Here is a 24,174-nt window from a genome sequence, read left to right as displayed (position 1 = left end):
GTTGACTGTGGAGCACAAACGTGGAGCTTCTCGAATGAGTGGTGGCACCCATCGACGCGGACACAGCGCCGCGGTGGCGGCCATCACCGGCGCGATCGTCCTCGGCACGGTGGCGTCTGTCGAACCCGGAGCCAATGCAACACCTGATCCCATTAATCAGGCGAAGACCCGCCTCGCCCAGCTCGATGAGCAGGCTGCCAAGGTGCAGGAGAATTACTCCAGGGCCCAAGCTGCCCTCGTCAAGGCGCAGAAGGACCTCAAGCGGTCTGAGAAGGATTTCAAGGCTCAGTCTGCGAAGGTCGCGACGATGCGCCGTGCTCTCGGACGTGTCGCCCTGAACGACTACCAGGGTGGCGGCGGGGTCTCGACCACCACTCAGCTCGTGACCAGCGGTGAGTCCGGCGAGTTCCTGTCCAAGTTGGCAACCGTCCAGAACGTCACCGATCGGACCACTGAGCAGTTCCAGGCCTTCCAGGCCCAGCAGGCTCGGTTGGCCTCCCTCAAGTCGCAGGCAGAGGCAGACCGCGCGACCATCCAGGCCCAGCGCGACCAGCAGGCGAAGCTCTTGGCTGACGCCAAGAAGAAGGAGCAGGAGGCAAAGGCTGTCGTCGATCGCCTCACCGCGCACCAGCGCGAGGAACTGGCCAGACGTCAGGCCGCTGAAGCCGCCACCAACGCTGTCTCCCGGGCTGCGGGACGCTCGGCCGTTCAGACCTCCGCGACCGCCAAGGACATGGCGATTCCCACCCCTTCCTCGACCTCGTCGGCTCGTGCTCAGGCCGCCTTGGGCTTCGCCCTGGCGCAGGTGGGCAAGCCTTACGTCTGGGGTGGTACCGGACCGAACGGATTTGACTGTTCAGGGCTCATGATGGCCGCCTGGGCGCGGGCTGGCCTCAGCATTCCCCGTACAGCCGCTGAGCAGTTTCGGGTCGGTACCCCAGTTCCGATGTCTGACCTCCAGCCGGGTGATCTCGTCTTCTTCTACCCCGGTATCAGTCACGTCGGCATGTACATCGGTGGCGGTAGGTTCGTTCATGCCTCCAACCCGCGTACCGGCATCAAGATCTCCAATCTGTCGCGCCACATGTCCTACCAGGGTGCGCGCCGTCTCGGCTGACCTTCCTTGCTTAGCGTTGGTATAGACATCGGCGGCACGAAAGTTGCCGCCGGTGTCGTGGATGACAGTGGCCAGATCGTTCGGCGTATCCAGCGTCCGACCCCCTCTCGCAGCCCGGAGGCCGTCGAGGACGCGATCGTCGAATCAGTTCGTGAACTGTCCCACGACCATCCCATTTGCGCCGTTGGTATTGGTGCCGCCGGTTGGATAGACACCGAGCAAGCCCTTGTGCGATTCTCCCCGCACCTGGCATGGCGCAACGAGCCCTTGCGCGATCGGTTGTCCGAGCGCATCACCGTCCCCGTGCTCGTCGACAACGACGCCAACGCAGCCGCCTGGGCCGAGTTCCGCTTCGGAGCTGGTAAAGGGTCGCGAGTCATGGTGTGTCTCACCCTGGGAACTGGCATCGGTGGGGCACTGGTCATCAACGGGCGGATGTTCCGTGGCCGTTATGGCATGGCCGGCGAGTTCGGCCACATGACGGTTGTCCCGGAAGGTCATTGGTGCCCGTGCGGGAACCGTGGCTGCTGGGAGCAGTACGCGTCCGGGAACTCTCTCGTGAGGGATGCTCGTGCCCTTCTAGCGGAAGGCGCTCCCGGCGCCCAGGGCCTGTTGTCCTATGTCACCGATGGCGATCCTGAGAACCTCGTTGGCCCCGATGTCACCCGTGCAGCCGTGGACGGCGACCGGCTGGCCATCGAACTCATTGCGGACATCGGTATCTGGCTGGGCCGTGGCATGGCCAACCTTGCCGCCGCCCTCGACCCTGACCTCTTCGTCATCGGTGGTGGCGTCAGTGCTGCCGGGGACCTGCTGCTCGAACCCGCCCGTACGGTGTACGCCCGTACCCTCACCGGTCGCGGTTTCCGGCCCATGGCCGACATTCAGAAGGCTCATTTCGGCAATGACGCAGGGCTGATCGGCGCGGCTGATCTGGCTCGCCACTCCATCAATGAGCCACCGGGCCCGGCACGCGGTTTCTGGCCGCGTCGGCGTACTGCTCGCAAGCCACGGCGCACACTGCGTCAGAGCCTCACCGAGACCCTTACCGGTCCCGTCGTCCGGGACAGGTGAGCGGCTACAGCCGAGAGTGATTGCCCCACGGGCCATCGTCGTCGCGTTCCCGTCGGGTGATGGCCCGCCAGATGAGCAGGCTCATTCCGGCTCCTCCCGACGTGATCGCCAGGATGAGCGCCGTTGTAGGGACGTTGATCCCTCCCATGGACAGCAGCACCGTGACGATGCAGATCGCCACCAGGATGAGTCCGACCTTCGTGGCTGCGCTGGTCGGAGATGGCGGTTCGACCGGTAATGGTTCATCGATCTCATCGGGATCGGGTGTGGGTTCAGGGTGAATGGGGATCGGGACACGCCGTACCGGTCGGTGTTCGGGACGAGGGCGAACCGGGGCGGTGACAACCTCCCCGAATTCGCGAGCTATGAGCTCCTCGAAAGCGGCATCGACGTCGTTGTCGTCGCTTTCCATCATCCCTCCACCTGTCAGGGAACTCGAGGTGCCGCTAGGCTTGATCGCCGAGGAGGCCCCATGTGGTATGAGTTCTTCAAGTATGCGCTCTTCGGACCAGGAGTGCGAGCCCTGTGGCACCCCCGTGTCATCGGTGAGGAAAACATACCCACCGGGGGTGGGGTGATCCTGGCTTGCAACCACATTGCGGCGCTGGACCCCGTGATCGTGGCGTCCATGATTGATCGCAAGCTCACCTATCCGGCCAAGAAGGAACTCTTTGCCGGGGACCGCGGATTGGGGTCGAAGGTGGTCGCATGGTTTCTGCGTGCTGTCGATCAGGTGCCGTTGGATCGCGTGGGTGGGCGCACCAGCGTCAATGCCATGGGCCCGGTGGAACGCCGACTTGCCGAGGGCGGCCTGGTCGGCATCTTCCCGGAAGGAACTCGCTCTCCCGATGGGCGACTCTACAAGGGTAAGACGGGTGTTGCCCGAATGACGCTCGGTTCGGGAGCTCCCGTCGTGCCGGTGGGCATCAGCGGTACCACGGTGAGGCGCAAGGTTCTCGGAATCCCGTTGCTGGACCACCCGACCATCGTCTTCGGCAAGCCCATGCACTTCGATGTGCTGGCTGATCGCGCCGAGGAGACCGCCGTACTGCGCTGGGTCACCGACGAGGTGATGGGAGCGATCAGTGATCTCACCGGCCAGGGATATGTCGACGTGTATGGCTTCCGGGTGAAGCACGGCAATCTCAAGGGCAAGGATGTCTCGAAGTTCGTCAAGCTGCGACCAGGCAGCAAGCCGGTGCCGCCGCCGCGCGTGACGAAGGCCTGATCGTATGAACTGGTTGCGTCGATCCCATGGCGAGGTGACGGGTCAAGCCCTGCCTGCTCAACCGGTGATCGTTGCGGTTCACCTGCGTCGCCGCGGAGATCTCGCGACCGCCGGGCAGTGCCTGGCGGGAACTCACCGCAAGGTTTATCGGATGTCCGGACGTCGAGCCAGGGGTCAGCAATCCCATGGCGAGGCACGAGAGCACCTGTCCCAGGGATGCGTCGTCGTCATGGCGCCTGAGGGGCTGCACAGCTGGGCAGGTCAGATCCATCGGATCGATGTTGAGGTCGCCCGGTTGGCGCTTGCTGCCGGGGCCCTCGTCGTGCCAGCCCAGGTCACCGACGGAAAGCTCGTCCTCGGGGATCCGGTCGACCTGTCTCGGCATGCCGCCACGCCGCACTCTCACGCGGTCCTGAGAGCAGCTGCCGACGACGTCGCTCTGGCTCTGTGCGATCTGACAGGACTGACCTATCAGGACCATCCAGCGGTTCGGGGAGATCTTCGGCCGCGTCCACTCATCTGGATCTCGCGCGTGCGCAAAATGAGACGGGATTGTAAGAGGCGCCGTCAGACCGAGGGGGAGCAGCTGCGCCAGGAGAGCGCACGCGACGCCGAGGAGCTTGCCCGCGAGGAGGAGAAGGCCCGACTGGCTGCTCAGCTTCAGGCCCGGAAGGCCTCGCTGGCCGATCGGTTGGCAGAACGCGACATTCACCCGGGCCGGTGAACGCCAGGCCGGGCACGGGTCTGAGCGTTTGAAAACTGTTAAGTCCGTCACTGTGTGGAACACAACCACCGATCGCGGTGGCGGGAAGTAAACTCCCGGCCATGTCCCAGAGCGTTCCCAGTCTCGAGGCCCTCAACGCTTTGCCACGGGTCCAGCAACCGAATTACCCAGATTCCCAGGCAACTGCCGAGGTGATCGAACAGCTTCGCGCCCTGCCCCCGCTGGTGTTTGCAGGGGAGTGCGACGACCTTCGCGCCCATCTGGCAGCGGTTGCCAATCGTGAGGCCTTCCTGCTGCAAGGTGGCGACTGCGCGGAGACTTTCGCTGGCGTCAATGCCGCAAATATCAAGGGAAAACTCCGTGTGCTGTTGTCGATGGCGGTCGTCATGACCTACGCCGGTCAGCTCCCGGTGGTCAAGGTGGGACGCATCGCCGGACAGTACGCCAAGCCGCGCTCCAAGGACACCGAGACCCGACGGGGCCTCACGCTGCCCAGCTACCGGGGCGATGCGGTCAACCGGTTTGAGTTCACCCCGGAGGCACGCGTGCACGACCCGAAGCGTCTGGTCGGGGTCTACAACGCGTCGTCAGCGACCCTGAACCTGGTTCGGGCCTTTGCCACCGGTGGCTTCGCCGACCTGCGTGGCATCCACGCCTGGAATGCCGACTTCGTGCGCAACTCTCACGTCGAGGCCCGGTACGAGGCGTTGGCATCAGAGATCGAGCGGGCACTGGTCTTCATGATGGCCTGTGGAGTCGAGGATGACCAGCTGTCGACGGTCGACTTCTACGCCAGCCATGAGGCTTTGCTGCTCGACTACGAGCACGCCATGACGAGGATCGATTCACGCTCCCAGCTGCCCTACGACTGCTCGGGCCACCTGCTGTGGATCGGCGAGCGGACTCGTCAACTCGGCGGTGCCCATGTTGAGTTCCTGCGTCATGTGCGCAACCCGTTGGCGGTCAAGCTTGGTCCGACGACGACAGGAGAGGACGCCGTCGCCATCGCGGACGTTCTTGATCCGGACCACGAGCCTGGGCGTCTCACCTTCATCACCCGGATGGGCAGCAAGGCAGTACGCACCAACTTGCCGAGGGTCATCAAGGCCGTCGAGGCCACTGGCCGCAAGGTGGTGTGGAGCTGTGACCCGATGCACGGTAATACCTTCGAGGCCGACAACGGTTACAAGACGCGGTCGTTCGCTGATGTCTGCGACGAGGTCAATGGCTTCTTCGACGTCCACGAAGAACTGGGTACCTGGCCGGGTGGCGTGCACATCGAGTTGACTGGTGACGACGTCACGGAGTGTTTGGGGGGCATCGACATGCTCGCCGAGGCCGACCTGGCGAATCGGTACGAAACTGCCTGTGACCCTCGTCTGAACCGCAACCAGTCCTTGGAACTGGCCTTCATGATCGCCGAAAGGCTGGCTGACGGTCGTCTCAAGCGCAACGCCGTCAGTCCGTTGGCGAGGTTCCGCAGCATCGACCTGTGATGCGCGATGTGGGCCAGTTCAGTGGCGAATGCCTCTGAACTGGTTGCCGTCGGCCGGCGGCGGCGGAACACTGGAGTCATGAGAATCACGCATCTGGGACACTCCTGCATCCTCGTCGAAGCAGCCGGGCAGCGGATCCTCGTCGACCCCGGCAACCTCAGCCAGTCCTGGCACGGGCTGACCGACTTGGACGCCATCCTCGTCACCCATCGCCACCCCGATCACGTTGATCCTGAGCACATCGGTACTCTGGTCGACGCCAACTCGGGGGCGGTGGTGCGCGCCGAACAGGGTGCGAGCCACGAGGTTCCTGCCCTTGACGCAGACCCCATCGCCCCGGGCGACGTGGTGCAACTCGGCAAGGTGAGGATTGAGGCCGTGGGCGGCCATCACGCGATCATCCATCGGGATCTGGAGCCGATCGGCAACGTCGGGTACCTCATTGGCGAGGGACTCGGCACAATCCTCTTCCATCCCGGTGATGAGTTGGACGAAACTCCGCGAGGAGTCGACGTGCTGGCTTGCCCAGCCCATGGTCCGTGGGCGGCCATGAAGGAGACCCTCGACTTCGCCAAGTCGGTGGGAGCCCGTCATGGGTTCCTCATCCATGAGGGCCTGCTCAATGAGCGAGGCTGGCAGCTGTCCTTCGACCGTCACCAGGAGATGGTCCCGACCACCTTCCACGATCTACGCGATGGCCAGCCCTGGGAAGTTCCCGAGGACTGACCCACGAATTCAGAGCATTCGGTCCATCCCGAACCTCGGAGCCCAGGCCGGATCGACCTGGGGCACCGGGGGTTCGGGATGGTGCTGAGGTGCACCGCGACGACGACGAGGCGGGCGGACGACGAGGGCCATGGCGGCCAGGATCGCGATACCGCCGACAGTGATGCGACCGGTGAGGGTTTCGCCACCGAGGCCGATGGCGAAAATGGCTCCCCACAGCGGTTCGGTACACATGATGACGGCGGCGCGGGCGGACTCGACGCGGGCCTGGCCCCAACTCTGCATGAAGGTCGTCAAGGTGCCGCAGATGATGGCCAGGTAGGCCAGGGCGAGCCAGTCCTCCGGGTGGGTGGGAGCGCCCAGGCCACCGGGCAGGGCCGCGATGACGCAGACGACGGCGACGGTGATGGTCTGGTAGAGGCCCAGCGAGGCGACATTGGACGGGTTGGCGAAACGTCCGGTTGCGACGATGTGGCCGGCATAGGCCAGGGCGGAGGCCAGGGTCAACAGCTGGCCGATACCACCGAACCCACTCCCGAGCGAGGACGGGTCAAGGGCCAGCACTCCCATACCGACAGTCGCCAGGGCAACAGCTCCCCACACGGCACTGGACACCTTCTTGCGGAAGATGACGGCCGCCAACAGCGGGGTGAAGACGACGTACAGGCTGGCGATGAATCCGTTCGTGGCAGCCTGGGTGCTGCTGAGTCCGATGGACTGGAGCAGCTGCCCGGCGGCGAAGAGGACACCGAGGACGACTCCCTTGGTGATGGTGCGCATGTCAGTACGCCAAGCCTTGGGAAAGAGGATTCCGAAGGCGACCGCCGCGAGGGCAAAACGAAAGGCGAGCAGGTTCTCGGGACTCATGTGGGCGTAGACGCCCTTCATGACGACCAGGGTCGATCCCCAGAGAGCAGCCACGAGAAGGAGAGCGGGCACAGCAAGGCGCGAAGAACGAAAACCAACCACGAATCAGATGATACGCGGGAGAATCTTCGCCCTGCAACCCAAAATAGCGTCAAATATTTTGCGTCAAGGTGTGCAGTCCGGATGATTCGCTGTGAACGGTTGTTCGCGCGACCGAATTTGTGCCTGAAGGCTCGCTCGCGGAGTACTGGGAGGACGCGAAGTGGAAGACCAGGTATGCGCACAGCGCTGCCACCACGACGACAAAGACGGTCGCGATGACCCCGCGACGACGACGATGGACGGCGTCCTGTGCCAATCTGGCATGAGAGGCTGGCTGGTTTGTTGGTCGATGCCCAGGCCGAGGCCGGGTGTGCTTGAGGGGTTGGCTCGGCCGGGGAATGGGACGTCGATCCACCGGTGACAACGGGAAACCCGGTGTCGAGACGGGGGTGTGCGGGGACACCGGTGTGGCGCTGTTGCGTGACCACGGCGAGATCGACGCCGTCCTGGGACGGATCGGCTCTCCACGACTGCGAGCGGAACGATCAGTGGATCGTTGGGGAGTGTGGGCCACAGGATCAGTGATGACGACACTGGATCGGGACGCGCGTGACTGCAGGGCATCCAGAACCGGGTCATCAGTGTGTCCCGTCGAGAGAGCGTGGCGAACACGACGCATCAGGTCGAGAAGGTCTCGTCCATTGGAAGGGCGCTTGGCTGGGTCGCGTGAGGTGCATGTCCGCACCAGCCCGTCGAGGTAGCTCGGAATGAGCCAAGCGATGTCCTGTTCAGCACGGATGCCATTGGCCAAGTACTGGGAGGGATCGGGCACGTCCTTGTTGACGTGCGCCCATGCCACCTGAATGGGGGAGTCCCCGGTATGGGGTTTGTGGCCAGTGAGCATCTCGAAAAGCACGATGCCGGCGGAGTAGATGTCCGAGCGCTCGTCGGAACTGCCTCGCGTCACCCTTTCGGGAGGAATGTAGGACACCGTTCCAATCAGCTGCCCGGAGGTCGCCGACATCGTCTGGTTGCCGACCGCACGAGCCAGACCGAAGTCAGCGACCTTGATCTGGCCGCGATCGGAGATGAGGACGTTCTCGGGCTTGACGTCGCGATGCACCAACCCGTCCTCGTGGGCGCTGGCCAGGGCAGACACCACCGGCTCGAGGAGGTCAAGGGCTCGCACTGGGGTGAGGGGCGCCTCCTGGGTGATGATGTGGCGCAAGGTGCACCCAGGAACGTATTCCATGACGATGAAGGGGCGGTCCCCATCCATCCCCTGGTCGAAGACGGACACCACATGAGGGTTGATGAGCCGGGCTGCCGCCTTGGCCTCGGAATCGAATCGTTCCGCGAGTTCCGCGTCGAGCCCCTCGTGCATGACCTTGACCGCGACGATGCGAGGAAGGCACAAGTCCTGGGCTCGATAAACGGTTGCCATCCCGCCACGAGCGATTTTTGACACGATCTCGTAGCGACCCTCGAGGATGTGACCCACCAAGGGGTCAGTGCTCATGGTCATGCTCACGATTACGCCTCACGCACGGTCGGGGAAGAAGGGGGTGCGACCCACCTTGAAGTGTATGCGTAGTCCCCACGAGGGGATCGGAGGATGACTCGGCGAGTCCCTAGGCTGAATTCATGACTGCTGCGCACTGTCTGCGGCTCTGACGTGGCATGCTTCTGGACCGCGGACCACTACTCAACTTTTCACAGGATCATCCGATGACAACCGAGACTGACGCCCAGGCTGATCCCCAGGCCGCAGGACCCATTGGGTCCGGGATCGTGCTCGTTGATCCGGCAAGTGCTTCTGATCCATCCGCGGTTGCACGGGTATGGCGCGACGCCGGATGGCGAATCGTCGACATGGCCGGAGGGGCGGACCTCGACGCCGTCCTGACGGGCTTGGGGAACGCCCTGTCGTTCCCGAGCTGGTTCGGCCACAACCTCGACGCGCTGCATGACTGTCTGGCTGATGTCGAGGGCGACACCGCGGTGTTGTGGACGGGCTGGCAGCCCTTCCAACGTGAGAACCCCCAGGACTGGGGACGTTTGGTCGACGTCATCGGGCAGCGTCTTGACGAGGACGATCTCGACGGCTTCGCCCTCCTACTGGTCTGAGCCAGGTACCTCTCAGAAGCGACGCTCGACGCACTGGCGCGCCAGCTCGCGCAGAGCGATCCTCCCTGCCTTGGTCATCTCGGCGCCGTCCAGAACTGCCACCGCGCATCGGTGGCACTCGTCGATGGTGGACTCGACGGCATCCCTGGCGCCGCTGGTCTCGATGATGCGGCGGGCAGTGGTGACGTCGGAGTCGTCGAGGTCGGCACGACCGAGGAATCCTTCCAATCGAGCGGCGTCCTTGGCATCAGCCTGGTTGAGGGCATGGGCGATGAGCACTGTACGCTTGCCCTCTCGCAGATCATCCCCGGCCGGCTTGCCGGTGAGGTCGGTGTCACCAAAGACACCGAGCAGGTCATCGCGGTACTGGAAGGCTCTCCCGATGGGAGAGCCGAAATCAGCCATCGCCTGCTGGAGGTGATCTGAACCCCCTGCCAGGGCGACTCCGATCTGGCAAGGGCGCACCACGGTGTAAGAGGCACACTTGTATTCCACGACCCGACCGACGAGATCAACCGCTGACTCGGAGTCCGACCCTGCCATTCCTGACTGGGAGGTGACGTCGAGCACTTGGCCGTAGGTGACCTCGGTGCGTATGGCGTCCAGGAGAGGGGTGGCGGCAGCCAGCTTGCTGGCCTCCAGGGATGCGGAGGTGAACATCTGGGCGGACCACGCCAGCAGCAGGTCACCCAGCAGGATGGCGATGTCGAACCCGAATTGTTCGGAAGGGCCGTCACCCGTGGCCGCGGCATGAGCGGCCTCGAAGCGACGATGAGCCGACGGGAGACCACGCCGGGTGTCGGAGTGGTCCATGAGATCGTCGTGGACCAAGGCCGAAACGTGCAGCAGCTCGAGGCTGGCGGCGGCCTGCAACAGCCCGCTCGGTTCTGTGGGCTGTCCCGCGGCAGCCACATGTCCCCAGTAGCAGAATGCGGGGCGCAGCCTCTTGCCGCCACCGGTGAAGTCGCGGGCAGCGTCAAGGACAGGGGACAGCTCGGCGCCGATCGCGTCAACGACCCCCTTCTCGTCCTCGAGGAAGGAGGCAATCCTTGCGCTCACGGACTCTCGGAAATCAGCGCTGACCGGAGCGGACGGGTCAAAGGGGAACATGGAACCAGCATAGAGTGGAATGACGACGTCGAACGAGTCCGTAGGCTGGACAGGAGGCCCACCTGATGGGCGCGCCGCCTAGCCTGACGTCATGCAGACCCAGAAGCCGACCATTGCCGACCTGCTGGCCTCGGGGGATCGTCCCCTGCACTCATTCGAGTTCATGCCGCCGCGCAGCGAGGACGATGTCTATCGGCTCTGGAGTGCCACCGACGCGCTCGTCCCCATGGCTCCTGACTTCATCTCGGTGACCTATGGCGCAAACGGGTCACGACGTGATCGCACCCTTCGCTGCACCCAGCACATGGTCTCGACGGGGTTGCGAACTGTCGGCCATCTCACCTGTGTCGACCAGTCGGTGTCCGACCTCGAACACATGGTCGCTGACTATGCCGAGTCGGGGGTCGGGCACATCCTTGTCATCCGAGGAGACATGCCTGGTGGGGCGGGGCAACCCTGGGTCGCCCATCCCGAGGGTCTGTCCAACGCCACCGACCTCGTCCGGCTCGTCAAACGGGTCCATCCCGAGGCATGTGTGGGGGTCGGGGCCTTTCCGGACGGTCATCCGGAGGCTGCCGACATTGACCTTGACGCGCGCATCCTCGTCGACAAGGCCGAGGCGGGGGCATCCTTCGCCATCACTCAGCTGTTCTTCCTGCCCTCCCACTATCAGCGACTCGTGGATCGGGTGCGCGCCATGAGCTGTGACATCCCGATCATCCCGGGAATCATGCCCATCACCTCGTACGGCCAGATTCGTCGATTCGCCGAGCTGTCCGGCACCGACGTCCCGGCTGAGCTGGTGGCCAGGATTGAGGCCGTCAAGGAGGACAGGGCAGCCGTACGGCGTATTGGCCTGGAGGCTGCCGTCGACATGTGTTGTGAGCTCCTCGACAGCGGCGCTCCCGGTCTGCACTACTACACGCTCAACAGGTCTCGTGCGACCACAGAGCTTCGGACCATGCTCGCCCGGCGTCGGCCGCAGCTGGCTGGTCTTCCTGCAGATTTCGAGGTGACTGAGACTGTCTGAGTCCGACGACCGCGAGCCGTTGGGTCGGGCGGGTGAGGGCGACATAGAGTACCCGGACGCCACCGGTGAGGTTTCCCGTCTCGGCGACGATGCGTTCCGGATCGACGACGATCGCGCCATCGTACTCGAGGCCCTTGGCCTGCATCGTCGTCACTGGGATGATCCGCGGATCTGTGGCGAGGCCACGAGCCTGCTCGACCAGACTGGCTGGGCAGACCAGACCGATCGTCCCATCGACCTCCTGAAGCATCTCGTCGAGCTGGGAGCGCACGTCGGCCCACAGGTCATCGGTACGCACCACGGTTGGTCGGACTCCCACCGAGCGCACGGCCTGGGGAAGGTCGGCATCGGGCTGGACGGTGACGACGACCTCGGCGGCAAGGGTGAAGACCTCCGCCGGGGATCGGTAGTTCTTCGTCAGCGTGAAGGTTCGTGAGGGAGCATTGCCTACCAGTTCGTCAAGGGCAGACTGGGTCTGCTCCGGGTGGGGGAAGGCCGACTGCGCCGGGTCCCCGACGATCGTCCATGAGGCCTGCGGGCCACGTCGTCCAATCATTCGCCACTGCATCGGCGAGATGTCCTGGGCCTCGTCGACGAGGACGTGGGCGTAGGTGTCTCGCGGCTCGTCCTCATCGATCTGACGAGCATGATGGAGGCGGTCGCTCAGAGTGACGAGCTCCTCGGTGTCCCCGCCCTCGATGAAGACGGGGTCCTCCGAGTCAGGTTCGGGCGGAACCGGGCCCAGCAGAGCGGCCAGTTCATCCAGCAGGGCCATGTCTGCCACCGACCAGTCACGGCGTCCGCGCCGGTCGACTCTGGTGGGGATGGAGTTGGTGACGAGCTGACGGGTCTGGGCATCCCAGTCGGGAGCGACCGCCTCGACGACTGTCGGGTCAGCCAGCCGGGCCAGGACGTCCGTGGGTGACAGGGCTGGCCACCAGGCATTGAGGAACATTCGCCAGGAGGCCTGGGAAGAGATCAGGTCGTCGAATTGCTCCTTGCTCAGGTCGTGGGCGCAGATGACGTCGTCAGGAAGGATGCTCCACAGCTGGTCCTTGAGCGAGGCCTCAACAACGTCGCGACCGTCGTTGTACCGGTTGCGTTTGAGGATGCGATGGCGGGTGGAGACCAGGGCGCGGGAATCAAGGGTGAGTACCTCACCCTTGACGGTGACTCGAAGGCGCATCGAGTCTGGGTCGACCGACATCGGCATGTCGACCAGTCGGGTGAGTACATCGACCATGTCAAGGCTGCCCTTGATGTTGGCCGTGCGGGGCTCGTCGAGGCGATCGGAGGAGAACCTCAGGATGTCAGAGGGCACCTGGCCGACGGAACGCAGGGTGACGGAGTCCTCGCCGAGGCTGGGGAGTACCCGCTCGATGTAACTCATGAAGACCGAGGACGGTCCGATGACAAGCACCCCGCCGTTTTCCAACCGGGTTCGATGGGAGTACAGCAGGAAGGCGGCACGATGCAGGGCCACGACCGTCTTGCCGGTTCCTGGGCCGCCCATGATCGTCGTCACGCCTTGGTAAGGGGCGCGAATGGCCTCATCCTGTTCAGCCTGGATGGTCGAGACGATGGAGTGCATCCGGGTGTCGCGAGCCCGCGAGAGGGCGGCCATGAGGGCTCCCTCCCCGACGATCGGCAGGTCGGCCTGCGAGGTGGAGTCCAGCAGGTCGTCCTCAATGCCAAGAACCTTGTCGTCTCGGCAGCGCAGCACGCGACGACGGATCACACCCATCGGATCGGACGGAGTGGCCCGGTAAAAGGGCTCGGCGGCTCGGGCTCGCCAGTCGATGACGAGGGGCTCGTAGTCGGCGTCGCGCACGCCGATGCGCCCAATGTGACGGACCTCGTCATCGTCGGCGAGGTCAAGTCGACCGAAGACCAAACCCTCGTGCTCGGCGTCGAGGACTGCCAACCTCTTGGCTGCGTTGTAGGAGAAGGCATCGCGTTCGAACATCGCCGTACCGTCTTCCTCGCGGACCCAGCTGGTGCGATCGGAGCGGTACATGTCCTGGCCAGCCTCGGCCAACATGCGAGCCTTGTTTTCGTCGATCTCCAGCTGAGCGCGGACCCGGTCGACATGGGCCTGCTCCTTGGCGATCTCAGCTTTCACGACGCGGGGGTCAGTGGTCGAAGTGTCGTGGTCGGTCAAAGTCGTCCTTCACGAGAGTCTGCCTCGGACTCGGTGTCGCGGGGCTGACGGTCAAGTTTACGCGCGGAGGCCCCGTTGGCGGAACCGTGGTCTCGTTGCGGATGACCTGCCGCACCGACCACACGGTGCCGATGCCGGGGTCGGCGACGGGGCGGGTGTGGTCGCGCCCGACCCGGGCCCGTCTCGGGGCCGTGGCCAGAGCCAGGAGTTCGTTCCCGAGGATGTGAACCGTTCCCATGCGTTGTGGGCCACCTGTGGTTGTGGGGTTGAGAGTCCGACCGCAGGTATCGTGCCAGAGGTGAACACGGATCTTCCTGTCGTTGCTGTCCATGGAATCACCAGTTCGCCGACCACCTGGGGTGGGCTGGTACTGGCATTCAACGTCGAGAAAGTCCCCGTCCATCAGTTGTCCCTGCTGGGTCACGGGCCCATCGACACTCGTAGGGGAGGCGGAACTGGCTACCCTCTTGAGGCTTTCGCAGCCGACATCATTGAGCAGATGGGCGCCTGCAAGATCGACAGGTGTGCCCTGGTCGGCCACTCCCTGGGGGCTCTGGTGGCATCAATGGTTGCTCAACGTCAGCCGGAACGATTTGATCGCGTTCTGCTGGAGGACATGCCGGTGCCGCGGCGGGTTCGACACGATCCTTTGCCCATGAGGAGATACGCAGACGCCCTGATCATGGAGGTGGCAGCTCTGGCGGGACGCAAGAGGTTCGACCCCACGATGGTGTGGAAGGTCAGCCGCGAATTACTCAAACCCAATCCGCAGTGGTGGGACGGATGTGCCCGAATGACCATGCCAGTTCTCGTCATCGGGGGAGGGAAGTCGTCATACCTGCGCCAGGACCGACTGCGGGATGTGACCAATGCTCTGCCGGACGCCCGGATGGTCACCATTGAGGGTGGGCATCGCACCCACATCACCAAGGGAGACGAGTTTTGCGACGTCGCAGTTCCCTTCCTCACCAACGGTCGACACATCAATCGGAGGCACAACGGAGTCCAGGACATGTGAGCCTTGAGCGAACTACGCTCAATCCTGATGTTGAGTCGGCGTGACTCATGGTTAAAATTGAGTCATCGCGACTCAAATTGAGTCGATGCAGGAAACTGCTGAGTTCACAGGAGTGTTGACATGGCTCGTACTTTTGACCCGTTCCGTGAGATGGATCGTCTTCTCTCCGACGTCACTAGGACGCCGGCAGCCGTGGCGGTTCCCATGGATCTCTACCGTGACGGTGACAACTACATTGTGGCTGTGGACCTTCCGGGAGTTGACCCGGCGTCCGTTGACATCGACGTTGATGATCGCACCTTGACCATTCGCGCCGAGCGCGCTGCCAAGGTGTCCCAGGAGGTGCAGTGGCTCTCCCGTGAGCGTGCCATGGGCACCTTCGCCCGCCAGCTCACCCTTGGTCACGGATTGGCCACCGATCGGATCACAGCCGAGTACACCGATGGTGTGCTCACCTTGACGATCCCGGTTGCCGAGGCAGCCAAGCCGCGCAAGGTGGAGGTCAAGCATGGCTCGACCACCATTGACGCCACGGCCGACCAGGCCCAGGTCGGCTCGGGTGGCAGTCAGGAGCAATGAGTCCTCAGGAACGCACACGACGGTCGGTTCCCATCATGGGAACCGACCGTCGTGTGGTTTCGGGGTCGTTGTCGGTGCAGGTGAGGTCAGACGATGACGGAGACCAGCAGCACCAGCAGCAGGCCGCAGACCGACAGCACCGTCTCCATGAGGGACCAGCTCTTGATGTTCTCGCCCACGGAGATGCCGAAGTACTCCTTGATGAGCCAGAAGCCGGCGTCATTGACGTGGGAGAAGAAGACCGAACCACAGCCGATGGCGAGCACCAGCAGGGCGGCATGAGTGGGCGGCAATGTGGCGACCATCGGTTCGAGGATGCCCGCAGCGGTGACGGTTGCGACGGTTGCTGAACCGGTCGCCAACCGGATGACGACGGCCACCAACCAGGCCATCAGCAACGGGGAAACGGAAGATCCGGTGATGCCATTGGCCAGCAGCTTCGCGATGCCGGTGTCGACGAGGATCTGCTTGAAACCGCCGCCGGCGGCGACGATGAGGAGGATGCCTGCGATCGGGGGAAGGGAGGCCCCGATGCTGTCGCTGATGGCCTCCTTGTCCATCCCGGAAGCCTTGCCCAAGGTGAAGATCGCCAGCAGAGTGGTCAGCAGTAGGGCGAACATCGGCTGCCCCAGGAAGTCCAGGACGTCACGGACGACGGTTCCCTTCGCGGCGAAGATGTCAGCGAAGGCCTTGCCCATCATGAGGATCACTGGCAGCAGGACGGTCATGAGGGTGACCGAGAACCTCGGGTGGCCGGGGGCGATGCCGGAACGTCCGTTCTCGTCGGAATTGAGGAAGAGGTCAGGGGCGTCGACGGGTACCCAGCGGGCAGCCAGACGCGAGAAGAGCGGACCGGCGACGACGACCGTCGGAATGGCGATGAGGACGCCCAGGCCCAGGGTCACGCCGAGGTCGGCCTTCAACAGTCCGATGGCAGCCAGCGGGCCAGGATGTGGTGGGACGAGGGCGTGCATCGTCGACAGGCCGGCCAGGGCCGGAATGGCGACCCTCATGAGGGGCAGCTTGGACCGGCGAGTCACCAACAGGATGACGGGGACCAGCAGCACCAGGCCGATCTCGAAGAACATCGGTAGGCCGATGACGGCGCCGATGAGGGCCATGGCCCACGGCAGGGTGGCCGGAGAGGCCTTGGACACCAGGGTGTCGACGATCTCGTCAGCGCCACCGGAGTCGGCGAGCAATTTGCCGATGATCGCACCCAAGGCGATGAGGACGCCGACCGAGGCGACCGTCGATCCCACTCCCGCGGAGTAGGCCTCCAACATCTCCGCGAGGGAGAGCTGGGCGATGGCTCCGACGACCAATGCACCGATCGTCAGGGAGAGGAAGGGGTGCAGCTTGAACTTGGTGATGAGGGCGATGATGACGGCGAAGCCGATGATGGCTGCCGCGATCAACTGGCCGGTGCCAGCTGTCGTCTCGAGGATGACGGGCATTGACTCCTCCTTGAGTCCGGTTGTGGTGTCAGTCGAGGTTGGCCAACCAGGTGGCTGCCTCGTTGGTGAGTTCCTCTCGGGATGCGTCGAAATTGAGGGTGACGCCCACCTCGTCGGCGGCAAGGGGTTCGAGGGTGGCGTACTGGGAGTCAACGAGGCTGGCTGGCATGAAGTGACCGGCGCGAGCCTCGACTCGCTGGGTGACGACCTCACGGTCGCCCGCGAGGTGGACGAAGACGAGGTCCGGGCAGGCATCCCGCAGTTGATCGCGGTAGATGCGCTTGAGGGCCGAGCACGCCACGACGGCTCCGTCGTCAGTGCGCTCACCGAGCCAGGTTGCGACGTTCGACAACCAAGGACGTCGGTCGTCGTCGTTGAGGGGACGACCGGAAGCCATCTTGTCGATGTTGGCCTGGGGGTGAAGGTCGTCGCCGTCCATGAAGTCCACGTCGAGGCGTTGGGCGAGCATGGCTCCAATGTCCGTCTTGCCAGCTCCAGCTACACCCATGACAACGATTGGTGGCACGCGGCGGCGCGAGTGGATGGCACTCATGAAGGTCCTCTCCGGAAGTCTTGGTCGTCGTTGACCTAACCGAGTGTACGCGTTGAGATCATATCTGTATAGAGAAATATGATTTGACCTCATATCCCGAGAAGAGGGGTCGCGACGTCGTTGCGCGCCAGGTGGGCGGGGTTGGTATCGCTAGGCTTGTGGCCATGTCAGAGTCCTCAATGGCCATCACGGTCGCGAACGTCATCGGAGCTCGGATCGTCAGTGGCGACGTCGTTCCTGGGACAGCCATGAGGCTCGAGGAACTTGACGCAGAATTCGGAGTTTCCAGGTCTGTCACCCGAGAAGCCGTCAAGCTTCTCGAAGCTCTTCACATGGTGCGTGCCCGGCGCCGGGTCGGTATTGTCGTCACGGATGAATCGGAGTGGGACGTCAGTTCCCCGGCTGTCATTGAGTGGTTTCTGACTGGCCCCAGGAGGGATGAGGAAATCACCTGGATCAGCGAGTTGAGGTCAGCTGTTGAGCCGTTGGCGGCAGAGTTGGCTGCCAAGCGCGCCACTCTAGAAGAAGCGACGACGATGGCCCTGGCCGTCACGGGGATGATCGCGGCTGCTGCTGATGGTGATCTCAACGAGTATCTGCGCTGCGACATCGATTTCCACACCACGCTGCTCCAGGCTTCTCACAACCCGCTCGTCGCCTCTCACGTCACGATTGTTGCTGCCGTCCTGGAGGGTCGTACTCACCTCATGCCCTTCAAACCCAGGCAAGAGGCAATTGAGTTCCATCGCAGCATTGCGGACGCGGTTGCCGCCCATGATCCAAAGGCTGCTTCCGGCGCCATGAGGCAGATCGTCACGGAGGCTCACCATGCGATGAGCGCACGGTGATCATCGCCTCGAAAGGCCTTCACCTTCCCATGAAGGTCACAGCTCGGAGAAATCCTGTCTCGAGGATGTGTAAACATCTTATGAATGGGGTGAAAATCATTATCAGAACGGCTTTGACAATACCACTTGGTGCGTTTTCCCAAGGAAAATTGAACCTCGTAGGTAGGCATGCGTTACCGTTCTTCTCATGCCTCAGGAATTCCTCGCTTCATCGGTCGCAAGCCGTTTGGGTGCTCGCATCGTCGACGGTGATCTTCAAGCCGATGCCGTGCTGCGGTTGGAGGACATTGAGCAGGAGTCGGGAGCGTCCCGTTCCGTCTGCCGCGAGGCAGTCAAGATTCTCGAGTCCTTGAACCTGGTGCGCTCCCGACGCCATGTTGGTGTGACAGTGTTGCCACCTCATCAGTGGGATGTTCTGTCGCCCAAAGTAGTGCACTGGCACATGTCCGGTAACAAGCGTGAGCAGGAGATGGGCTGGACGAACGAGCTACGCATTGCGCTGGAACCCACTGCGGCACGACTCGCGGCCCGGCGTGCTGACGGGGCCGACCTCAAATTGTTGCAGGATGCCGTGTCCGGCATGACGGAGGCCATTCGCAATGGTGACTCGAAAGGCTTTGCCCACCACGACCATGCTTTCCACCGTGGCCTTCTCGCGGCCACTCGCAATCCGTTGTACGTCGCTCACGTCCCGATGATGCTCAGTTACCTTGCCGAACAGTATGAGGACCGAGAACTGTCCGAGGAGGATCGCACCAACCTGGTCCAGCATCGTGACATTCTCGACGCCATCACGATGAGCGATCCCGACGCTGCTGAGCGTGCCACCCGTGCCCTTGTCCTGGGGCTCGGCCGGGTCATCTCCCATGCATCGTTCTGACACGACCGGGGCCGAGAGGCTGGCACCGTCCTGACGAACAACTGGTTGGGTCCCGATCCGTGTGGATCGGGACCCAACCAGTTCTGACTCTGGTCCGTCCTCCAACGACTCAGTCGTCGAATGCCTCCGGGGGCGGACACGTGCACACCAGGTGACGGTCTCCGTAGGTGTTGTCGACCCTGCTCACCGGAGGCCAGTACTTGGCCTGGATTCGGGTGAAGGCGCTGACGTTCAACCCACGTTCCTGGTCGCGCCGCACACCCAGGTGCATACCGGGGTAGCATCCCAATTCGCGGGAGTAGGGATGGTTCCACTCGTCAGCTACCAGTCGGGCAGCCGGGTGCGGAGCATTGACGAGCGGGTTGTCATCGGCAGGCCAGTGGCCCGACTGCACCATCCGAGCCTCCGCGACGATCGCCAGCATCGCGTCGCAGAAGCGGTCCAGCTCGGAGAGGTCCTCCGACTCGGTCGGTTCAACCATGAGGGTTCCGGCAACCGGGAAGCTCATCGTCGGGGCGTGGAAGCCGTAGTCGATGAGACGCTTGGCAACGTCGTCAACGGTGATGCCCGTCTCAGCCGTCAGCGGTCGCAGGTCGAGGATGCACTCGTGAGCCACGTAACCGTTCTGACCGGTGTAGAGGACCGGAATCTTGTCCTGAATGCGGTGCGCAATGTAGTTGGCGTTGAGGACCGCCAGCTCCGTCGCGAACTGCAGGCCCTCGAGACCCATGAGTCGCAGGTATGCCCACGAAATGGGCAGCACGGACACCGATCCGTACGGGGCCGCGGACACCGCGGGACCGTCATGGGCCACCGTTCCGCCCCCATTGAGCGGGTGCTCGTTGCGTGGGTTGAGTGGGTGACCTGGCAGGAAGCGAGCCAGGTGCGCCTTGGCCGCCACCGGGCCAACACCGGGACCGCCGCCACCATGGGGGATGGCGAAGGTCTTGTGCAGGTTGAGATGGCTGACGTCACCGCCAATACGACCGAACTGTCCCCACCCGACCAGGGCGTTGAAGTTCGCCCCGTCGATGTAGACCTGTCCGCCAGCCTCGTGGACCATGTCACAGACCTGACGCACACCGTCCTCGTAGACGCCATGGGTCGACGGGTAGGTGATCATGATTGCGGCGACGCGACCCTCGTTCTCGGCGATCTTGGCAGCCAGGGCGTCGCGGTCGATGGTGCCATCGTCATTGGACTTGACGACAACGACCTTGAGACCTGCCAGAGCGGCCGACGCGGCGTTGGTGCCGTGTGCCGAGGCGGGAACGAGACACACATTGCGCTCGGTGTCCCCGCGAGACAGGTGATAGCCACGAATGGCTGCCAGACCGGTGTACTCGCCCTGGGAGCCCGCGTTGGGCTGCAGGGAGACGGTGTCGTAGCCGGTGAGTTCGGCGAGCCAGATCTCCAGGTCGCGGATGAGTCGCAGGCTTCCGGCTTGGTCCTCCACCGGGGCAAAAGGATGCATCTGGCCTAATTCTGGCCAGGTCATGGCCTCCATCTCGGCTGCCGCATTGAGCTTCATGGTGCATGAGCCGAGCGGAATCATGCCGCGGTCCAAGCCGTAGTCACGATCCGCCAACCTCTTGAGATAACGCATCATGGCGGTCTCGGTGTGGTAGCTGGAGAACACCGGGTGAGTCATGAAGTCGCTCGTGCGGCGCAGATCCTCCGGCCAGAACTCGTCCACGGCGATCTGAAGGGTGTCCTCGTCAACGAGATCGAGTGTGTAGCCGCCTTCACGGGCCCTGTTCCACAGCTTCTTGGCACCATCCTTGGCAGTAATGCGGATGGTGTCGAAGAACAGCTCATCGGAGACGTCAAGGCCACCAGCGCGAAGGGCAGAGGTGAGCTGGCGAGCACGATCGTGTACCTGTGTCGCGATCCGGGTGAGTCCTTTTGGGCCGTGCCAGATGGCGAACGCGGCGGCGACGACAGCAAGGAGCACCTGAGCAGTACAGATGTTGCTGGTGGCCTTGTCTCGACGGATGTGCTGCTCGCGGGTCTGGAGGGCCAGACGGTATGCAGGGTTGCCGTCGGCGTCAGTCGAGACGCCCACCAGGCGTCCCGGTATCTGACGCTCGAGCCCGGCGCGCACCGACATGTATGCTGCGTGCGGTCCGCCGTTGCCCATAGGTACCCCGAAGCGCTGCGAGGAGCCGACGGCGACGTCTGCACCGAGTTCTCCGGGCGGAGTCACGAGGGTCAGTGCGAGGATGTCGCACTCGGCGATGGCGATACCGCCGGCCTGGTGGACGGCCTCGAAAACCTCGGAAGGATTCCACAGCCCGCCGGTGCTGTCCGGGTAAGGGGCCAGCACGCCGAAACAGCCAGCCTCCACCTCGGGTCGCCAGGACCCCGGATTGCGCAGGTCCACCTTGACGACCTCGATGCCCGCTGCCTCGGCATGCCCGAGGACGACGTCTCGAACCTGGTCGAAGACGTGGGTGTGGATGAGGAAACGGTTTGAGGCCACCTTGCGGGACGCGCGGCGGGCCAACAGCATCCCCTCGGATGCCGCGGTGGCTTCGTCGAGCAAGGAGGAGTTCGCCAGAGCCAGACCGGTGAGATCGGTGATGAGCTGCTGGTAGATCGTCAGGACTTCGAGACGACCCTGGGAGATCTCCGGCTGGTACGGGGTGTAGGCGGTGTACCAGGAGGGGTTCTCCAGGATGTTTCGGCGGATCACCGGCGGGGTCAGGGTTCCGTAGTAACCACGTCCGATGAGGGCGTGGGTGATGCGGTTGTCCCTCACAATGTCAACGAGCTCGGCCCGGGCAGTCGCCTCATCGGTGGCCGGAGGCAGGCTCGGGGTGTGGACGGAGGAACCATTGCCCGCCAGCTTGAGAACAGAGGCCGGGATGGCGTCGCGAACTACTTGTGCGCAGCTGGTCACTCCGACTGCCTCGGCGATGTATCGCAGGTCCTCGTCGACGGGCCCAACGTGGCGGCTCGAGAAGGGGCGCGACCCCTCGGGGCCGCGCCGATCCTCAGCGTGATCAGTCATCGTCATCACTCGGTGGTGAGCTTGCGGTAGGCGTCGCGGTCCATGAGGTCATCGGCCAGCTGTCCGCCGGTAACCTTGAACAGCCATCCCTGGCCGAAGGGGTCGGAGTTGACGAGCTCGGGGGACTCGGAAATGGCCTCGTTGACCTCGCAGACGGTACCGGTCACCGGGCTGAAGAGGTCAGAGACCGACTTGGTGGACTCGACCTCACCGACGGTCGATCCGGCCTGGACCTCGCTGCCGGTCTCGGGAGTGTCGACGAAGACGACGTCGCCCAGGGCCTCGGCGGCGTAGTCGGTGATACCGACCGTCACGGTGCCGCCGTCAACGGCGACCCACTCGTGTTCGGCGGAGTACTTGAGATCGGACAGTTCCATGTCTGCTCCTCATGAGTTGTTTGGTATGGGGTTGGTGGTCGAGGTCAGGAACGCTTGTAAAAGGGCAGCCCAACGACGGTGACGTCGAGGGTCTTGCCTCGCACGTCGACGCTGAGCGAGGTGCCGTGCTCGGCGACATTGGGATCGACGAAGGCCATCGCGATCGGATGGCCCAGGGTGGGGGAGAGGATGCCGGAGGTGATGGACCCGACCTCCTTGCCCTCATTCATGACGGCGTAGCCAGCACGGCCCGCCCGCCGTCCCTCGCCAGCCAGACCGACGAGAACGCGGTCATCAGTCGTCTCACGGTTCTCGAGGGCGCAGCGACCGACGAAGTCACCCTCCTTCTTGACGTTGACGACTCGTCCGAGCCCAGCCTGGGAAGGATGGATGTCGGTTCCCAGCTCATGCCCGTAGAGGGGCATACCGGCTTCCAGGCGCAGGGTGTCGCGGCAGGCGAGACCACACGGGGTGAGGTCCTCGCCGCCGACTTCCATGAGGAGGTTCCAGAGGTGTTCGGCGGACTCGGCCGGCACGTACAGCTCGTAACCGTCCTCACCGGTGTATCCGGTACGGGCGACGAGGATGGGGGAGCCATCGAGCTCTCCGGTCAGGCAGCGGTAGTACTTGACGTCGCGGACCTCGTCGGGATCGAGGGTGGTGTCGGTCTTCGTCAGGGCTGCCAGCACAATCTGGACGGCCTTGGGTCCCTGCACTGCGACGAGGGCTGTCTGAGCTGATTCGTCAGAGACGGTGACGTCGAAGTTGGCGCACCTCGTGGTGAACTCAGTCAGATCAGTGTCAGCGTTGGCAGCGTTGGCAACGACGAGGTAGTCACCGTCAGGCAAGTGATAGGTCACCAAGTCATCAACGATACCGCCGGCCTCGGTCAGCATGAGGGAGTATTTCGCGCAGCCTTCGGCGACAGCCGAAAGTTTGCCTGCCAGGGCGTGGTCGAGGGCTGCTCCGGCATCGGGCCCGGAGATTCTGATCTCGCCCATGTGGGACAGGTCGAAGATGCCGGCATTCTTGCGGACGGCGTGGTGTTCAGCCAGGTCTGAGGAGTACCGCACGGGCATGTTCCAGCCCGCGAAATCGGTGAAGGATGCTCCGAGGCTCTCGTGTACTGCCGCCAGTGGTGTACGTCGAAGCGTGCTCATGCTTGGAAGTATGGCATGACGTGGGACCGTGTGCTTGCCCGTAGTCAGAACCGAGGAAGTAGACTCGGTGACGTACGACGGAGTCCACCCCCGCGAACTCCGTGGCAGGCCAGGTAGGAGTTCGAGATGCCCTTGTCAGCAGAGGAGCAGCGGCGCCTTGCCGAGCTCGAGGAATACCTGTCCAGCGACGATCCTGCCTTTGCCCGATCGTTCTCCCGGAAGGCCTCGGCGACCGGTCGTCCCCACCCCGCCGAGAATGCCCTGGATCAGCGGCGGATGCGTCGCCGTCAAGCCTGTCGTCGTCAGATCCTCCTTGGCTCGGGCATGGTATTGCTGGGCTTGGCAGGAGTCGTCGGAGGCGCTGTGGTGAGCAGTGGCCTCCTCGCCGTCGTCGGTTTCGTGACCATGGTCGTGGCGGTCGGGGTACTGGTGTCGACGGGCCAAGGCGCCATGCCGGGCAGTAGCGGAATCCGACCGCGTGGGGGGAACTGGCAGACCAATCCTGACTCCTTCACCGCTCGGATGGAGGAGAGGTGGCGTCGACGTCAGTCGCGATGAGGCGCTGTCGTCAGTCGCGATGAGGCGCT

Annotated in this window: 24 protein-coding genes; 13 read left to right on the top strand and 11 right to left on the bottom strand. The window is 63.8% G+C overall.

Annotated features, from left to right (window positions below; translation table 11 throughout):
* Positions 1 to 34 precede the first annotated feature (34 nt).
* Both ACSJJT_RS03155 and ACSJJT_RS03150 read left to right on the top strand, forming a co-directional pair.
* Positions 35 to 1,117 carry a C40 family peptidase gene (locus ACSJJT_RS03155; protein WP_435916882.1) on the top strand — a complete coding sequence of 361 codons (1,083 nt, stop codon included), beginning with the start codon at positions 35 to 37 and terminating at the stop codon, positions 1,115 to 1,117.
* Positions 1,118 to 1,123: 6 nt separating this feature from the next.
* Positions 1,124 to 2,191, top strand: a complete 1,068-nt coding sequence (locus ACSJJT_RS03150) for an ROK family glucokinase (RefSeq protein ID WP_435916881.1) — start codon at positions 1,124 to 1,126, stop codon at positions 2,189 to 2,191.
* 4 nt (positions 2,192 to 2,195) lie between these two features.
* On the opposite strand, the gene ACSJJT_RS03145 is transcribed toward ACSJJT_RS03150, so the two are convergent.
* Positions 2,196 to 2,603, bottom strand: coding sequence for a hypothetical protein (locus ACSJJT_RS03145; RefSeq protein WP_435917055.1), 408 nt, complete (start codon positions 2,601 to 2,603; stop codon positions 2,196 to 2,198).
* Between the two features lie 60 nt (positions 2,604 to 2,663).
* Here ACSJJT_RS03145 and ACSJJT_RS03140 point away from each other — a divergent pair, with 60 nt between their 5' ends.
* From ACSJJT_RS03140 to ACSJJT_RS03125, 4 genes are all read left to right on the top strand, one after another.
* On the top strand, positions 2,664 to 3,419 hold the full coding sequence (locus ACSJJT_RS03140) for a lysophospholipid acyltransferase family protein (RefSeq protein ID WP_435916880.1): 756 nt from the start codon (positions 2,664 to 2,666) through the stop codon (positions 3,417 to 3,419).
* Between the two features lie 151 nt (positions 3,420 to 3,570).
* Entirely contained in the window at positions 3,571 to 4,143 is a 573-nt protein-coding gene (locus tag ACSJJT_RS03135) for a 1-acyl-sn-glycerol-3-phosphate acyltransferase (RefSeq protein ID WP_435917054.1), read from the top strand.
* 77 nt (positions 4,144 to 4,220) lie between these two features.
* The gene (locus ACSJJT_RS03130) at positions 4,221 to 5,639 is read left to right on the top strand and encodes a class II 3-deoxy-7-phosphoheptulonate synthase (RefSeq protein WP_435916879.1); all 1,419 of its coding nucleotides are present in this window, start codon (positions 4,221 to 4,223) and stop codon (positions 5,637 to 5,639) included.
* A gap of 78 nt (positions 5,640 to 5,717) precedes the next feature.
* A complete protein-coding gene (locus ACSJJT_RS03125) occupies positions 5,718 to 6,365 on the top strand; it encodes an MBL fold metallo-hydrolase (protein ID WP_435916878.1) in 648 nt (215 codons plus the stop codon).
* A gap of 9 nt (positions 6,366 to 6,374) precedes the next feature.
* Here the strand turns inward: ACSJJT_RS03125 and ACSJJT_RS03120 are convergent, their stop codons facing one another.
* Complete coding sequence (locus tag ACSJJT_RS03120) at positions 6,375 to 7,334, bottom strand: DMT family transporter (RefSeq protein WP_435916877.1); 960 nt, start codon at positions 7,332 to 7,334, stop codon at positions 6,375 to 6,377.
* A gap of 49 nt (positions 7,335 to 7,383) precedes the next feature.
* Positions 7,384 to 8,799: a protein kinase domain-containing protein gene (locus ACSJJT_RS03115; RefSeq protein ID WP_435916876.1), complete on the bottom strand. Its 1,416-nt coding sequence runs from the start codon at positions 8,797 to 8,799 to the stop codon at positions 7,384 to 7,386.
* A 203-nt stretch (positions 8,800 to 9,002) separates the two neighbouring features.
* On the opposite strand from ACSJJT_RS03115, the gene ACSJJT_RS03110 reads away from it, so the two are divergent.
* Complete coding sequence (locus tag ACSJJT_RS03110) at positions 9,003 to 9,401, top strand: barstar family protein (protein WP_435916875.1); 399 nt, start codon at positions 9,003 to 9,005, stop codon at positions 9,399 to 9,401.
* Between the two features lie 12 nt (positions 9,402 to 9,413).
* On the opposite strand, the gene ACSJJT_RS03105 is transcribed toward ACSJJT_RS03110, so the two are convergent.
* Positions 9,414 to 10,511 carry a polyprenyl synthetase family protein gene (locus tag ACSJJT_RS03105; protein WP_435916874.1) on the bottom strand — a complete coding sequence of 366 codons (1,098 nt, stop codon included), beginning with the start codon at positions 10,509 to 10,511 and terminating at the stop codon, positions 9,414 to 9,416.
* Between the two features lie 91 nt (positions 10,512 to 10,602).
* On the opposite strand from ACSJJT_RS03105, the gene metF reads away from it, so the two are divergent.
* Positions 10,603 to 11,541: a methylenetetrahydrofolate reductase [NAD(P)H] gene (gene metF / locus ACSJJT_RS03100; RefSeq protein WP_435916873.1), complete on the top strand. Its 939-nt coding sequence runs from the start codon at positions 10,603 to 10,605 to the stop codon at positions 11,539 to 11,541.
* On the opposite strand, the gene ACSJJT_RS03095 is transcribed toward metF, so the two are convergent.
* Both ACSJJT_RS03095 and ACSJJT_RS03090 read right to left on the bottom strand, forming a co-directional pair.
* Positions 11,438 to 13,663 carry a HelD family protein gene (locus ACSJJT_RS03095; protein ID WP_435916872.1) on the bottom strand — a complete coding sequence of 742 codons (2,226 nt, stop codon included), beginning with the start codon at positions 13,661 to 13,663 and terminating at the stop codon, positions 11,438 to 11,440. The two genes, metF and ACSJJT_RS03095, sit on opposite strands and share 104 nt — an antisense overlap.
* Positions 13,664 to 13,673: 10 nt before the next feature.
* Positions 13,674 to 13,940 carry a hypothetical protein gene (locus ACSJJT_RS03090; RefSeq protein ID WP_435916871.1) on the bottom strand — a complete coding sequence of 89 codons (267 nt, stop codon included), beginning with the start codon at positions 13,938 to 13,940 and terminating at the stop codon, positions 13,674 to 13,676.
* Here ACSJJT_RS03090 and ACSJJT_RS03085 point away from each other — a divergent pair.
* Entirely contained in the window at positions 13,926 to 14,720 is a 795-nt protein-coding gene (locus ACSJJT_RS03085) for an alpha/beta fold hydrolase (RefSeq protein ID WP_435916870.1), read from the top strand. The genes ACSJJT_RS03090 and ACSJJT_RS03085 overlap by 15 nt on opposite strands.
* A 120-nt stretch (positions 14,721 to 14,840) precedes the next feature.
* On the top strand, positions 14,841 to 15,299 hold the full coding sequence (locus ACSJJT_RS03080; protein WP_435916869.1) for an Hsp20/alpha crystallin family protein: 459 nt from the start codon (positions 14,841 to 14,843) through the stop codon (positions 15,297 to 15,299).
* 86 nt (positions 15,300 to 15,385) lie between these two features.
* Here the strand turns inward: ACSJJT_RS03080 and ACSJJT_RS03075 are convergent, their stop codons facing one another.
* Positions 15,386 to 16,756, bottom strand: coding sequence for a GntT/GntP/DsdX family permease (locus tag ACSJJT_RS03075; protein WP_435916868.1), 1,371 nt, complete (start codon positions 16,754 to 16,756; stop codon positions 15,386 to 15,388).
* A gap of 28 nt (positions 16,757 to 16,784) precedes the next feature.
* On the bottom strand, positions 16,785 to 17,309 hold the full coding sequence (locus ACSJJT_RS03070; RefSeq protein WP_435916867.1) for a gluconokinase: 525 nt from the start codon (positions 17,307 to 17,309) through the stop codon (positions 16,785 to 16,787).
* A 158-nt stretch (positions 17,310 to 17,467) separates the two neighbouring features.
* Between ACSJJT_RS03070 and ACSJJT_RS03065 the strand changes: the two genes are divergently transcribed.
* Entirely contained in the window at positions 17,468 to 18,157 is a 690-nt protein-coding gene (locus ACSJJT_RS03065) for a FadR/GntR family transcriptional regulator (protein ID WP_435917053.1), read from the top strand.
* A 187-nt stretch (positions 18,158 to 18,344) separates the two neighbouring features.
* Entirely contained in the window at positions 18,345 to 19,037 is a 693-nt protein-coding gene (locus ACSJJT_RS03060; protein WP_435916866.1) for a FadR/GntR family transcriptional regulator, read from the top strand.
* A gap of 109 nt (positions 19,038 to 19,146) precedes the next feature.
* Here the strand turns inward: ACSJJT_RS03060 and gcvPB are convergent, their stop codons facing one another.
* Genes gcvPB through gcvT form a run of 3 tightly spaced genes read right to left on the bottom strand, consistent with a single transcriptional unit; the run spans position 19,147 to position 23,587 of the window.
* A complete protein-coding gene (gcvPB, locus tag ACSJJT_RS03055; protein WP_435916865.1) occupies positions 19,147 to 22,056 on the bottom strand; it encodes an aminomethyl-transferring glycine dehydrogenase subunit GcvPB in 2,910 nt (969 codons plus the stop codon).
* The gene (gene gcvH, locus ACSJJT_RS03050) at positions 22,056 to 22,427 is read right to left on the bottom strand and encodes a glycine cleavage system protein GcvH (RefSeq protein ID WP_435916864.1); all 372 of its coding nucleotides are present in this window, start codon (positions 22,425 to 22,427) and stop codon (positions 22,056 to 22,058) included. The genes gcvPB and gcvH overlap by 1 nt, the downstream gene beginning before the upstream one ends.
* A 44-nt stretch (positions 22,428 to 22,471) precedes the next feature.
* Positions 22,472 to 23,587: a glycine cleavage system aminomethyltransferase GcvT gene (gene gcvT / locus ACSJJT_RS03045; protein ID WP_435916863.1), complete on the bottom strand. Its 1,116-nt coding sequence runs from the start codon at positions 23,585 to 23,587 to the stop codon at positions 22,472 to 22,474.
* A 126-nt stretch (positions 23,588 to 23,713) separates the two neighbouring features.
* On the opposite strand from gcvT, the gene ACSJJT_RS03040 reads away from it, so the two are divergent.
* Positions 23,714 to 24,145 (top strand): DUF3040 domain-containing protein, encoded by a 432-nt coding sequence (locus ACSJJT_RS03040; RefSeq protein ID WP_435916862.1) that lies wholly within the window; start codon positions 23,714 to 23,716, stop codon positions 24,143 to 24,145.
* The last annotated feature ends 29 nt before the right edge of the window (positions 24,146 to 24,174 follow it).

It is taken from the genome of Cutibacterium nasicola, from assembly GCF_051303185.1.
Classification (GTDB): domain Bacteria; phylum Actinomycetota; class Actinomycetes; order Propionibacteriales; family Propionibacteriaceae; genus Cutibacterium.
This window is presented reverse-complemented; position numbering and strand designations above follow the sequence as displayed.

Bases quoted from the DNA above. Each gene is read 5' to 3' on its own strand.
- ACSJJT_RS03080 (WP_435916869.1), top strand. From the start codon at position 14,841: ATGGCTCGTACTTTTGACCCGTTCCGTGAGATGGATCGTCTTCTCTCC.
- metF (WP_435916873.1), top strand. From the start codon at position 10,603: ATGCAGACCCAGAAGCCGACCATTGCCGACCTGCTGGCCTCGGGGGAT.
- ACSJJT_RS03145 (WP_435917055.1), bottom strand. From the start codon at position 2,603: ATGGAAAGCGACGACAACGACGTCGATGCCGCTTTCGAGGAGCTCATA.
- ACSJJT_RS03140 (WP_435916880.1), top strand. From the start codon at position 2,664: ATGTGGTATGAGTTCTTCAAGTATGCGCTCTTCGGACCAGGAGTGCGA.
- ACSJJT_RS03075 (WP_435916868.1), bottom strand. From the start codon at position 16,756: ATGCCCGTCATCCTCGAGACGACAGCTGGCACCGGCCAGTTGATCGCG.
- ACSJJT_RS03090 (WP_435916871.1), bottom strand. From the start codon at position 13,940: ATGGGAACGGTTCACATCCTCGGGAACGAACTCCTGGCTCTGGCCACG.
- gcvT (WP_435916863.1), bottom strand. From the start codon at position 23,587: ATGAGCACGCTTCGACGTACACCACTGGCGGCAGTACACGAGAGCCTC.
- ACSJJT_RS03115 (WP_435916876.1), bottom strand. From the start codon at position 8,799: ATGACCATGAGCACTGACCCCTTGGTGGGTCACATCCTCGAGGGTCGC.
- ACSJJT_RS03105 (WP_435916874.1), bottom strand. From the start codon at position 10,511: ATGTTCCCCTTTGACCCGTCCGCTCCGGTCAGCGCTGATTTCCGAGAG.
- ACSJJT_RS03040 (WP_435916862.1), top strand. From the start codon at position 23,714: ATGCCCTTGTCAGCAGAGGAGCAGCGGCGCCTTGCCGAGCTCGAGGAA.
- ACSJJT_RS03135 (WP_435917054.1), top strand. From the start codon at position 3,571: ATGTCCGGACGTCGAGCCAGGGGTCAGCAATCCCATGGCGAGGCACGA.
- gcvPB (WP_435916865.1), bottom strand. From the start codon at position 22,056: ATGACGATGACTGATCACGCTGAGGATCGGCGCGGCCCCGAGGGGTCG.
- ACSJJT_RS03155 (WP_435916882.1), top strand. From the start codon at position 35: ATGAGTGGTGGCACCCATCGACGCGGACACAGCGCCGCGGTGGCGGCC.
- ACSJJT_RS03070 (WP_435916867.1), bottom strand. From the start codon at position 17,309: ATGAGTGCCATCCACTCGCGCCGCCGCGTGCCACCAATCGTTGTCATG.
- ACSJJT_RS03110 (WP_435916875.1), top strand. From the start codon at position 9,003: ATGACAACCGAGACTGACGCCCAGGCTGATCCCCAGGCCGCAGGACCC.
- ACSJJT_RS03125 (WP_435916878.1), top strand. From the start codon at position 5,718: ATGAGAATCACGCATCTGGGACACTCCTGCATCCTCGTCGAAGCAGCC.
- gcvH (WP_435916864.1), bottom strand. From the start codon at position 22,427: ATGGAACTGTCCGATCTCAAGTACTCCGCCGAACACGAGTGGGTCGCC.
- ACSJJT_RS03060 (WP_435916866.1), top strand. From the start codon at position 18,345: ATGCCTCAGGAATTCCTCGCTTCATCGGTCGCAAGCCGTTTGGGTGCT.